Genomic DNA, 12179 nt, shown 5'->3' with positions numbered 1-12179 from the left:
AAGTAATTTCTGGCATCAATTTAGCTGACGTTCATATTTCTGCATAAAACAACAGCAGAATGGTGCGGGCGTGACCAATTCTGCGAATAGCAATGCTAATTCCTTTCAATTCACAGCAATAAAGCGTTAGCCAGCGTTCAGAATAGGGCTAATAAACTATTCCGTCGTAGAGACAGTCCACGACAATTAAAAGGTGATGGCAGACTCATGGTGAAGACATTATTCAGACGCAAGAAAATTGCTTATGTTGTTGGTTTTAATGCGGTATTTGTTACCTCATCAGCATTTGCTGCTGGCACCTGGTACGATGCGCGTAACGATGCCATGGGGGGAACTGGTGTCGCTTCCTCAACCTGGAGCTCGGCAGTGCTGGCTAACCCGGCATTGATGACCAAAGCGCAGCCTGAAGATAACGTCAGCATCATTTTTCCTTCAGCCGGTGTGCAGATTACTGACAAAGACAAATTAGTGGATCGCGTAGACGAAATTACTGATACGGTGGACCGCTATCGTGACGTGATCAACAACATCACGCTGCCGGAGATCATCAATGGCGCGCCTCAGGTCAGAGCCGCGGCAGGTGATATGGCCAATCAGCTGCGCGATCTGCGCGGTGATAAAGCGAATGGCACCGCAGGCGTGGCGTTAGCCGTCAGCATTCCCAACGAGACCCTTCCTTTCGCCTTCATCACCAAAGCCTACGGCACGGCGCACATCCGCGCTAACGTGGTACAGAGCGATATCGATTATCTGGATCAGGTCGCAAATGGCCGCATTCCCTTGCCGGGCGACCAAAATAATCTGCGCTCCAGTGCCAACGGCCTGGCTGCCCTGATCACCGATTACGGCGTCGCAATGGCGCACGAGTTCACCATCGCCGGTCACCCGGTCTCCGTTGGCGTCACGCCAAAGCTGCAGAAAACCTGGCTGTATAACTACACCGCCAGCGTTTATAACTACGACAAGAATGATATTAACGACAGCCGCTATCGCAGCACCGATACCGGTTTCAACGTCGATGCCGGTATCGCTACCGACTTCGCGGAGAACTGGACCTTCGGCGTGACCGGGCAGAACCTGGTCTCGCGCGATATCGACACCAAAGAGGTTAACGGCTATCGCGATACGTATCAGATTCGCCCACTGGTAACCACCGGCCTGGCGTGGAATCGCGGACCCTTTACCCTGACCGGCGATGTTGATCTGACGGAAACCAAACGTTTTAAATCGCAGGAGAGCAGTCAGTACGCTGGCGTGGGTGGTGAATATCGCGTGCTGGACTGGCTGGCGCTGCGTGCCGGCTATCGCGCGGATATGAAGTCGAATGACACCGATGTGTTTACGGCCGGTCTCGGCGTGTCGCCGTTCAACAATGCGGTGCATCTGGACCTGGCCGGTTCGGTCGGCAAAGACAATACCTGGGGCGCCATGGTGCAGCTCGGGTTTAACTTCTGACCACACGATGACGGGCGGCTGTGTCGCCCGTCACAGCTGTGATATCATTGCGCAGTTTCTCATCACTTAACTGCGGATTTACTGCGTTTCATGACCGATACATTCTCTTCGCAACGTTTCTCCATCGCCCCAATGCTGGACTGGACCGACCGTCACTGTCGCTATTTTCACCGTCAGCTGAGCGGCGACACGCTGCTGTACACCGAAATGGTGACCACCGGTGCCATCATCCACGGCAAAGGCGACTATCTGGCCTATAGCGAGGCGGAGCATCCGCTGGCGCTGCAGCTGGGCGGTAGCGATCCGGCCGCGCTGGCAACCTGTGCAAAGCTGGCAGAAGCGCGCGGATACGATGAGATCAACCTGAACGTCGGTTGTCCGTCCGATCGGGTACAGAATGGCCGTTTTGGCGCGTGCCTGATGGGTGAGGCGGCACTGGTCGCGGACTGTATCAAAGCGATGCGCGATGTGGTCAGCATTCCGGTCACGGTGAAAACCCGCATCGGTATTGACGACCAGGATAGCTACGCCTTCCTGTGCGATTTTGTCGGCACCGTGGCGCAGCAGGGCGGTTGTGATACGTTCATTATTCATGCGCGTAAAGCGTGGCTGTCGGGTCTCAGCCCGAAAGAGAACCGTGAAGTTCCACCGCTTGATTATCCGCGCGTGTATCAGCTGAAGCGGGATTTCCCGGCGCTGACCATCGCGATCAACGGCGGCATCAAAACGCTCGATGAGGCCAAAGCGCATCTGCAGCACCTGGACGGCGTGATGATGGGGCGCGAGGCCTATCAAAATCCCGGCATTCTGGCGCAGGTTGATCGCCAGCTGTTTGGCCGCGAGACACCGGTGGCCGATCCGGTCGCCGTGGTGCGTTCCATGTACCCTTACATCGAAGCCGAACTGGCACAGGGCACCTATCTGGGACACATTACGCGCCACATGCTGGGCCTGTTCCAGGGCATTCCCGGCGCGCGCCAGTGGCGCCGTCACCTGAGCGAAAATGCCCACAAACCGGGCGCCGACGTCCGCGTGCTGGAAGCGGCGCTGGCGCTGGTGGCCGACCGCATTGTGCAGGAAGCCTGATCCCGCGAGCCGGCCTGGTCAGGCTGGCAGGACGGTTTGAACCGCACGGTTTCATCGTGCGGTTTTTAATTCACCACCAGTTAGTCAATTTCACCAAATCAACGTCCCCTCTGCCCTGCATCAAAGCAATAAATCAATGACTTAGCGATCGTTACGACCTGGCACGTATCTTGTAATACCTTCTGCATTACTGATACAGGAGAGCGCTCGTGGAAATATTATTCGTTATCGGCTTTTTTATGATGCTGCTGCTGACAGGCGTATCGCTGCTGGGCGTGATCGCCGCGCTGCTGGTGGCCACCGTGGTGATGTTTCTGGGCGGGCTGTTTGCGCTTGTTATAAAATTGTTGCCGTGGCTGGTGCTGGCGGTGGTCGCCGTGTGGCTGTATCGCGCATTTACCACGCCGCAGGGAGAAGTGAAACTTAACCGGCTGAAAAGGAAAATCAGCGACTTAGAGAAGAGAAGCTGGCGCTAAATGCGGTTACGATCACAGAGTTGGTGATTGCTTAGTACGAATTCGCAATTAAACATATTTTTTACTTATGTTTTCTGTCAGGATAGGTAAAGAAATTCAGACGAATTCATCGCCGCTGTCCCTACACCAGCGCGAACTATAAAAAAGAAAGAAAAGGGCTTCCTTCGGGAAGCCCTTCATCATTTCTGCTATCAGGGAATTAACAGGCTGGAACCCTGAGTGGCACGACTCTCCAGCACCTGATGCGCACGTACCGCATCGCTCAGGGCAAATTTCTGCTGCTCCGGCACGTTAAGCTGAATAGCGCGGCTGGCGATAAGCGAAAACAGTTCGCCGCTGGCGCGATCGAGCTCTTCACGGTTGGTGATATAGCCAAACAGGGAAGGGCGGGTGACAAACAGCGAGCCTTTCTTGTTGAGAATGCCAAGGTCAACGCCGGTCACCGGGCCGGAGGCATTACCAAAGCTCACCATCAGGCCGTGGCGGCGCAGGCTGTCGAGGGAGGGTTCCCAGGTATCTTTGCCCACTGAGTCGTAGACTACCGCCACTTTTTCACCGTTGGTCAGTTCGCTGACGCGCTGGGCGATATCCTCTTCGCGATAATTGATGGTGGCCCAGGCGCCGGCATCTTTGGCGATCTGCGCTTTCTCCGCAGAACCGACGGTGCCAATCAAATGCGCGCCCAGCGCTTTCGCCCACTGGCAGGCAATCAGGCCCACGCCGCCTGCAGCGGCATGAAACAGGAAAATTTCATCGGCTTTTACTTTGTACGTCTGACGCAGCAGATACTGCACCGTAAGGCCCTTGAGGAAAGAGGCCGCAGCCTGCTCAAAGCTGATGCTGTCCGGCAGAATCACCAGCCGATCTTCCGCCACATTGTGCAGCTCGCTGTAGGCGCCCAGCGCGGCCTGGCAGTACACCACGCGATCGCCCGGCTTGAAACGCGAAACCGCGCTGCCCACTTTTTTCACGATGCCTGCCGCTTCAGTGCCGAGGCCGGACGGCAGCGAGGAGACCGGATACAATCCGCTGCGCACGTAGGTATCGATGTAGTTAATACCAATCGCCTTGTTCTCCACCTGAACTTCATGGTCGGCGGGATCGGCTGGTGTGAAATCGACCCATTGCAATACTTCCGGGCCGCCGTGCTGGTTGAACTGAATTCGCTTTGCCATTCTGACTCCTGTGATTGTTCATCCTGGGACGGTATACTTGCGCGTCCCTTTCACGATCGGTAATGCATTCACTATGGCAGGAAATAAACCCACCAACAAATCGAACGAACCCCGCGATCGGCAGCTCGAAGGCGTGAAAATGCCGCCGCACTCTCTCGAAGCGGAGCAGTCGGTGCTCGGTGGGTTGATGCTGGATAACGAACGCTGGGATAACGTCTCCGAGCGCGTGGTCGCGGAAGATTTCTTCAACCGTTCGCACCGCATGATTTTCTCCGAAATGCAGCGCCTGCTGGAAGCCGGTCAGCCTATCGATCTGATCACCCTGTCAGAGTCGCTGGAAACGCGTGGCGAGCTGGAAATGGCCGGCGGCTTTGCCTATCTGGCCGAGCTGGCAAAAAATACTCCAAGTGCGGCAAACCTCGGTGCTTATGCCGACATCGTGCGTGAACGTGCGGTGGTGCGTGAGATGATTTCGGTGGCCAATCAGATCGCTGATGCCGGTTACGATCCGCAGGGCCGCAGCAGCGAAGAGCTGCTGGATTTCGCTGAATCCAACGTCTTTAAAATTGCCGAACAGCGCGCCAATAAGGATGAAGGCCCGCAAAATATCGAGCAGATTCTCGAAGCGACGGTATCGCGCATTGAAGCGCTGGTGTCAACGCCACACGATGGCGTGACCGGCGTCGATACCGGCTATCAGGATCTCAACAAGAAAACCGCCGGTCTGCAGGGTTCAGATCTGATCATTGTCGCGGCGCGTCCGTCGATGGGTAAAACCACTTTCGCCATGAACCTGTGCGAAAACGCCGCCATGCTGACAGACAAACCGGTGCTGATTTTCAGTCTCGAGATGCCCAGCGAACAGCTGATGATGCGTATGCTGGCCTCGCTGTCGCGCGTTGATCAGACGCGTATCCGTACCGGTCAGCTGGAGGATGAAGACTGGGCGCGCATCTCGGCCACCATGGGCATCCTGTTAGAAAAGAAGAACATGTTCATCGATGACTCGTCCGGCCTGACGCCAACAGAAGTGCGTTCACGCGCGCGCCGCGTGTTCCGTGAAAACGGCGGCCTGAGCATGATCATGATCGACTACCTGCAGCTGATGCGCGTACCGGCGCTCTCCGACAACCGTACGCTGGAGATCGCCGAGATCTCACGCTCGCTTAAAGCGCTGGCGAAAGAGCTTAATGTACCGGTGGTGGCGCTGTCGCAGCTTAACCGCTCGCTGGAGCAGCGCGCCGATAAGCGTCCGGTTAACTCGGATCTGCGTGAATCGGGCTCGATCGAGCAGGATGCGGACCTGATCATGTTCATCTATCGTGACGAGGTATATCACGAAAACAGCGATCTGAAAGGCATCGCCGAGATCATCATCGGTAAACAGCGTAACGGTCCGATCGGCACAGTACGTCTGACGTTCAACGGCCAGTGGTCACGCTTTGATAACTACGCCGGACCGCAATACGACGACGAATAATCGCGCTTCCACAGTTGCATGCACGATTTGTGCATGCATTTCACGTCATCAGAAAATAGTGTTGGACAACCTCGTCAATTATCAGGTTATCTGTAGCAAAGCGAATCCTATAACGCTGTGGACACAGAATGACTCAGGTAGACGATTACGACCTTAAGATACTGACACTACTACAATCTAACGGCCGCCTTACCAACCAGGAACTCAGTGATTTAGTCGGACTTTCGGCGTCGCAATGTTCACGCCGGCGCATTAATCTCGAACAGGCAAATCTTATTCTCGGCTATCACGCGCGGCTCTCGCCGGACGCGGTAGGGCTGGGCATGGTCGGCTTGATCGAGGTGCGACTAAAAAATCACACGCCCGATTACGAAGAGAGTTTTCACCGCATGGTGGAGCAGGAAGCGGCGATTGTCGACGCGTTCAAAACCACCGGTGACGCCGACTATTTGTTAAAAGTCGCGGTGGCCGATTTAGCGGCGCTGAGCGCGCTGATCAGTCAGCTCGTCGCTGGCCATCAAAGCGTGGCGCATGTGAAAACCTCGGTGGTACTCAACCGTTTAAAAGAGAACGGCTTGATGATGATCCCCGAGCACAAAGTGCGCCAAAAGAGTGCATGATGTGCTAGTGTGGTGCAGATTTGTGCCGTTTTTCGCGCAAAGTGCGCACCAGAAACCGAATTTGTGCATGAATCGATTATTTTACAGCAGATTGATGCACATAAACCTGCAATAAAGCGCCTTAGTTATCAATTGGATAATCGCTGGCACCCATCGGCGGCGACAGGAAGCCGCCGATGTGGTGCGTTTTTTGCAAATGAACGCCATCATTTGCAAAGAGATCGCGCCATGGATAACGCTGTACAACCTTCCCGCATTCCCCACACCCGTACAGAAGATGCGCTGGCTATCGTGCTTGGCACGCTGATGGTGTCGTTTGGCGTCATTTTGCTGAAACAGGCGGGCGCGCTGACCGGCGGTACGGCGGGCGTGGCTTTTCTCATCAGCTACCTGTCGCCGCTCTCGTTCGGCAGCGCCTTCTTTCTGATTAACCTGCCGTTTTACTGGCTGGCCATTCGCCGCATGGGCTGGGAATTTACCCTGAAAACCTTCTGTGCGGTGGGGCTGGTATCGCTGTTCACCCATCTGCACCCGCTGTTTATCCATTTTTCTGCGCTAAATCCGTTTTATGCGACATTGTTCGGTAACGTGGTGATGGGGATTGGGTTTATAGTGTTGTTTCGTCACAAAGCCAGCCTCGGTGGTATCAATATTCTGGCGCTCTGGCTGCAGGATCGCTCTGGTCTGCGCGCCGGCAAACTGCAAATGGCGCTGGATACCTGTGTGGTACTGGCCTCGCTTTTTGTGGTATCGCTGCCGATGCTGCTGGCCTCCATCGCCGGCGCGGTGATGCTCAATCTCATCATCGCCATGAATCACCGTCCCGGCCGCTATTTTGTTTGATGACGTCGACCCACACATTTATGAATAATCATGGAGATCTGCACCGTGTTTCAAAACGTTGATGCCTATGCTGGCGATCCGATTCTGTCGCTGATGGAAACCTTCAAACAGGACCCGCGTGACCACAAGGTGAATCTGAGCATCGGCCTCTATTACAACGAAGCCGGCATCATTCCTCAGCTGCAGGCGGTGGCCGCCGCGGAAGAGCGTTTGCAGGCGCAGCCACATCAGGCTTCGCTCTATCTGCCAATGGAAGGGCTGGGTCCGTATCGTAACGCCATTGCCCCGCTGTTGTTTGGTAAAGAGCACCCGATGCTGCAGGCGGGGCGCATTGCTTCCATCCAGACGCTGGGCGGCTCCGGCGCGCTGAAAGTGGGCGCAGATTTCCTGAAGCGTTACTTCCCGGACGCCAGCGTATGGGTCAGCGATCCGACATGGGAAAACCATGTGGCGATCTTTAACGGTGCCGGTTTTAACGTTAACACCTACCCGTGGTACGACGACGCCACCAACGGCGTGAAGTTCGATGCCTTCATCGCCAAACTGAAAACGCTGCCGAAGCAATCCATCGTGTTGCTGCATCCGTGCTGCCACAACCCGACCGGTGCGGATCTGACCAACGCGCAGTGGGATCAAACCGTTGAGGTCCTGAAAGCGCAGGAGCTGATTCCGTTCCTCGATATCGCCTACCAGGGCTTTGGTGCCGGTATGGAAGAGGACGCTTACGCGATTCGCGTGATTGCCGCGGCGGGCCTGCCGGCGCTGGTGAGCAACTCCTTCTCGAAAATCTTCTCGCTGTACGGTGAGCGCGTGGGCGGCCTGTCGATTGTCTGCGACAGCGCAGAAGAGTCGGCACGCGTGCTGGGTCAGCTGAAAGCGACCGTACGTCGCAACTACTCCAGCCCGCCGAACTTCGGTGCTCAGGTGGTTTCCTGCGTGCTGAACGACGAAGCGCTGCTGAACAACTGGCTGGCGGAAGTGGAAGCGATGCGCCTGCGCATCATCGAAATGCGCCAGGTGCTGGTCAATGTGCTGAACAGTAAACTGCCCGGCAAAAACTTTGATTATCTGCTGAAGCAGCGCGGCATGTTCAGCTACACCGGCCTGAGCGCACAGCAGGTGGACCGCCTGCGCGAAGAGTTCGGCGTGTACCTGATCGCCAGCGGCCGCATGTGTGTCGCCGGTCTCAACAGCCGCAACGTCAATCAGGTGGCTGAGGCGTTTGCTGCCGTAATGTAATTGACGCGATGCCTGTCAGCCGCGCGGCTGGCAGGCACCCGTTCAGCCATCCACGCATTTTCTGTTCCCGCTGTACCTTCTGCCGCCCCCCGCTTTTCCACGCTCTTCTTTGCCGGCTATGCTGGCTGGCGGCCGCATTCCGCATGGCTATAACACCTTAACCCCGGGTAATCGGGACGGGTCTTGTGTGTTCCTGTTAGTGAGGGCGCTATTTTTTGCCGGCGCGCTTTGGCGCACTGCCAGAGCGCTCGCCAATCACAATAAGGAACCGCCCATGAGCTATTTCCCTTCCGCACTGAAACCCCTCTGCATTGCCATGACGCTGGCGCTCGCACTGCCTGCTGCGGCCGTTGAGCTGACGCGTGATAACGGCGCGCCGGTCGGCGATAACCAGAATTCACAAACTGCCGGCGCCAATGGCCCGGTGCTGTTACAGGACGTGCAGCTGATTCAAAAGCTGCAGCGCTTTGATCGTGAACGTATTCCGGAACGTGTGGTGCACGCGCGTGGCACCGGCGCGCACGGTGAATTTCGCGCCAGCAAAGATATCAGCGATCTGACTATCGCTGAGGTGTTTAAACCGGGAACGGTGACGCCGGTCTTTGTGCGCTTCTCCAGCGTGGTGCACAGCAAGCATTCGCCGGAAACGCTGCGCGACCCGCGTGGTTTTGCCACCAAATTCTATACCAGCCAGGGCAACTGGGATCTGGTTGGCAACAACCTGCCGGTATTCTTCATCCGCGATGCGATCAAGTTCCCTGATATGGTGCACGCGTTTAAACCGGATCCGCGCACTAACCTCGATAACGATGCGCGCACCTTCGATTTCTTCTCCCACGTACCGGAAGCCACACACGCGCTCACCATGCTGTTCTCCAACATGGGCACGCCGGCGACCTATCGCGAAATGGACGGTAACAGCGTGCACGCCTACAAGTTTGTGAACAGCAAAGGCGAAGTGCACTACGTGAAGTTTCACTGGAAAACGTTACAGGGCGAACGCAACCTCGATCCGGCTGAATCGGCAGCGATCCAGGGCCGCAGTTACAGCCACATGACAGAAGATCTGGTGGCGGCGATTAACCGCAAAGCGTTTCCGAAGTGGGATCTCTACATTCAGACCATTAAAGCCAGCGAACTGGATAAGTTCGGTTTCAATCCGCTCGACTCCACCAAAATCTGGCCGAACGTGCCAGAGGTGAAAATCGGGCAGATGGTGCTGAATCGCAACGTCGACAACTTCTTCCAGCAAACCGAGCAGGTGGCGATGGCGCCGTCCAATCTGGTGCCGGGCATTGAGCCGTCTGAAGATCGCCTGCTGCAGGGCCGCCTGTTCTCCTATGCTGACACCCAGCTGTACCGCGTGGGCACTAACGGCCTCAGCTTGCCGGTCAACGCGCCGCGCGTACCGGTCAGCAACGGCAATCAGGATGGCCTTATGGACAGCGGTAACGCCGATGACAAGGGCGTTAATTACCAGCCAAGCCGCATCTATCCGCGTGAAGAGCTGCAAAGCGCGCGTTACAGCCATACGCCGCTTAGCGGCAGTACGCAGCAGGCGATGATCGCCAAACCGCAGAATTTCCGCCAGGCAGGGGAGCTGTATCGTTCCTTTAACGCGAAAGAGCGGGGCGATCTGATTACCTCGCTCGGTGGCGCGCTGAAAAGCGCCGACGCGCAAAGCCGGCTGGCGATGCTCTCGTTCTTTTATAAGGCCGATAGCGAGTACGGCACGCGGCTGGCGGCGGTAACGCAGGACGATGTCACCTCGGTAAAAGCGCTGGCTGACAAGCTGAGCGACTGATATGCCGGCGGCAGAGCAAGCGCTCTGCCGCTTTTTCCCGCTGAAGGGTTTACCTTTCGCCGACATGCTGCACACTTAAGTAAACGGTTTAACCCAGGAATGTGGCATGTGGCAGCAACAAACTCTCACGCTGAGCGCGAAGGCGCGCGGCTTTCATCTGATCACCGACGAGATTGTCGGCCAGCTTAATGGCTTAACGGACCTGCGCATCGGCCAGCTGCATCTGCTGTTGCAGCACACCTCAGCGTCGCTGACGCTCAATGAAAATTGCGATCCTACGGTGCGCAGCGACATGGAGCAGCACTTTCTGCGGCACGTTCCAGAGGATGCGCCCTACCAGCACGACTATGAAGGCGCTGACGACATGCCGGCGCACATCAAATCGTCACTGCTTGGCGTATCGCTGCTGATCCCGGTCAGCCGCGGCAAACTGCTGCTCGGCACCTGGCAGGGGATCTGGCTGGGCGAACATCGGGTACACGGCGGCGCGCGGCGCATCGTCGCCACCTTACAAGGGGAATAAAACATGAACACGTCGGATTTACTGACCTACTGCATGAGCAAACCGGGCGCTTCACAAAGTTATAAAGATGAGTGGGACGCAACCCAGGTGAAAAGCGAAGGCGTGCTGTTTGCCATGGTGCATGACGTTGAAGGGCGACCGGCGTTGTCGCTGAAGACCTCGCCCGCACTGGCGGAGTTATTGCGCGATGAACACCACGATGTGTTTCCCAGTGAACATCTCAATAAGTCGCACTGGAGCACGCTGTGGCTGGATGGATCGCTGAAAGATTCGCAGATTTACTATCTGGTTGATGCGTCATGGCAACAGGCTGACGCCACGCGCGCGGCGGGCGTCAGCCATGATGATGAGACGCGCTGATTAAGCCGCAGACTCTTCACGCAGGGTGTTGATATCAATCACGAAGCGATACTTCACGTCGCTTTTCAGCATGCGCTCGTAGGCGTCGTTGATTTGGTTCATGGCGATCAGCTCGATATCCGAAGTGATGCCGTGCTTGCCGCAGAAATCCAGCATCTCCTGGGTTTCGGCGATACCGCCAATTAGTGAACCGGCAATGCTGCGACGCTTGAGGATCAGGTTAAATACCTGTGGCGCCGGGTGATCGTGCTCCGGCGCGCCGACCAGCGTCATGTTGCCGTCGCGCTTCAGCAGGGCGATAAACGGGTTGAGATCGTGCTGCGCGGCGACGGTATTTAAGATGAAGTCGAAGCTGTTGGCGTGCTGCGCCATCTGGTCAGCCTCTTTCGAAATCACCACTTCGTCAGCGCCGAGGCGTTTGCCGTCTTCAATTTTTGACGGTGAAGTGGTGAACAGCACCACGTGCGCGCCCATCGCATGCGCGATCTTCACGCCCATATGGCCGAGGCCGCCCAGACCAACGATACCAACTTTTTTGCCGGGACCGACATTCCAGTGACGCAGCGGGGAATAGGTGGTGATACCGGCGCACAGCAGAGGCGCAACGCCCGCCAGATCGAGGTTTTCCGGTACGCGCAGCACAAAGCTTTCATCAACCACCATGCTGGTGGAGTAGCCGCCGTAGGTGATGGCACCGGTTTCACGATCCTGGCCGTTGTAAGTGCCAACAAAGCCGTTTTCACAGTACTGCTCGAGTCCTTCCTGACAGCTTGGGCAGCTGCGGCAGGAGTCGACCATACAGCCGACGCCGACTAAATCGCCCACTTTATATTTGTGCGTGTGCGCGCCAACGGCGGTAACGTGACCCACGATTTCATGGCCTGGCACCACCGGGAATACGGTGTTGCGCCATTCGTTGCGCGCCTGGTGCAGGTCCGAGTGGCAGACGCCACAGTACAACACTTCAATCTGCACATCATGAGCGCGCAGTTCGCGCGGCTTATAATCGAACGGGGCGAGTTTGGCTTTCGCGTCCTGTGCGGCATAGGCATGCGTAATATTCATGGTGTCTCCAGTCAGATGTGTCGTGAGTATTTGCGAGGGGTCCGTTCAGTGAG

Annotated in this window: 11 protein-coding genes and 1 pseudogene; 10 read left to right on the top strand and 2 right to left on the bottom strand. The window is 56.5% G+C overall.

The genetic code is table 11. The annotated features are described in order from the left end of the window. Window positions 1-207 precede the first annotated feature (207 nt). From AC6I8F_RS17735 to pspG, 3 genes are all read left to right on the top strand, one after another. Window positions 208-1455 (top strand): conjugal transfer protein TraF, encoded by a 1248-nt coding sequence (locus AC6I8F_RS17735; RefSeq protein WP_058780893.1) that lies wholly within the window; start codon window positions 208-210, stop codon window positions 1453-1455. A gap of 90 nt (window positions 1456-1545) precedes the next feature. After that, window positions 1546-2541, top strand: a complete 996-nt coding sequence (gene dusA, locus AC6I8F_RS17730; protein ID WP_498028307.1) for a tRNA dihydrouridine(20/20a) synthase DusA — start codon at window positions 1546-1548, stop codon at window positions 2539-2541. A gap of 209 nt (window positions 2542-2750) precedes the next feature. After that, window positions 2751-3017, top strand: a complete 267-nt coding sequence (gene pspG, locus AC6I8F_RS17725; RefSeq protein WP_058770016.1) for an envelope stress response protein PspG — start codon at window positions 2751-2753, stop codon at window positions 3015-3017. A 191-nt stretch (window positions 3018-3208) separates the two neighbouring features. Here pspG and AC6I8F_RS17720 read toward each other — a convergent pair whose 3' ends face one another. After that, a complete protein-coding gene (locus AC6I8F_RS17720; RefSeq protein WP_088515721.1) occupies window positions 3209-4192 on the bottom strand; it encodes a quinone oxidoreductase in 984 nt (327 codons plus the stop codon). A 73-nt stretch (window positions 4193-4265) separates the two neighbouring features. Here AC6I8F_RS17720 and dnaB point away from each other — a divergent pair, with 73 nt between their 5' ends. The 7 genes and pseudogenes from dnaB (at window position 4266) to AC6I8F_RS17685 (ending at window position 11061) form a co-directional block, all read left to right on the top strand. Continuing rightward, window positions 4266-5672: a replicative DNA helicase gene (gene dnaB / locus AC6I8F_RS17715; protein WP_021507851.1), complete on the top strand. Its 1407-nt coding sequence runs from the start codon at window positions 4266-4268 to the stop codon at window positions 5670-5672. Between the two features lie 128 nt (window positions 5673-5800). After that, window positions 5801-6292, top strand: a complete 492-nt coding sequence (locus AC6I8F_RS17710; protein WP_058757562.1) for an Lrp/AsnC family transcriptional regulator — start codon at window positions 5801-5803, stop codon at window positions 6290-6292. 228 nt (window positions 6293-6520) lie between these two features. Next, a complete protein-coding gene (locus AC6I8F_RS17705; RefSeq protein ID WP_021507849.1) occupies window positions 6521-7135 on the top strand; it encodes a YitT family protein in 615 nt (204 codons plus the stop codon). A 45-nt stretch (window positions 7136-7180) separates the two neighbouring features. Next, the gene (locus tag AC6I8F_RS17700) at window positions 7181-8374 is read left to right on the top strand and encodes an amino acid aminotransferase (protein WP_031279758.1); all 1194 of its coding nucleotides are present in this window, start codon (window positions 7181-7183) and stop codon (window positions 8372-8374) included. 346 nt (window positions 8375-8720) lie between these two features. After that, window positions 8721-10178 (top strand): annotated as a pseudogene (locus AC6I8F_RS17695) (catalase); the annotation flags it as partial. Between the two features lie 106 nt (window positions 10179-10284). Further along, complete coding sequence (locus tag AC6I8F_RS17690) at window positions 10285-10701, top strand: secondary thiamine-phosphate synthase enzyme YjbQ (protein WP_021507846.1); 417 nt, start codon at window positions 10285-10287, stop codon at window positions 10699-10701. A gap of 3 nt (window positions 10702-10704) precedes the next feature. After that, window positions 10705-11061 carry an MmcQ/YjbR family DNA-binding protein gene (locus tag AC6I8F_RS17685; RefSeq protein ID WP_262264520.1) on the top strand — a complete coding sequence of 119 codons (357 nt, stop codon included), beginning with the start codon at window positions 10705-10707 and terminating at the stop codon, window positions 11059-11061. On the opposite strand, the gene AC6I8F_RS17680 is transcribed toward AC6I8F_RS17685, so the two are convergent. Continuing rightward, window positions 11062-12126 carry an NAD(P)-dependent alcohol dehydrogenase gene (locus AC6I8F_RS17680; protein ID WP_498028306.1) on the bottom strand — a complete coding sequence of 355 codons (1065 nt, stop codon included), beginning with the start codon at window positions 12124-12126 and terminating at the stop codon, window positions 11062-11064. Window positions 12127-12179 lie beyond the last annotated feature (53 nt).

This window comes from gamma proteobacterium symbiont of Axiagastus rosmarus, assembly GCF_059730925.1.
The sequence above is the reverse complement of the archived record's forward strand: the minus strand, read 5'-3'. Positions and strand labels throughout refer to the sequence as shown.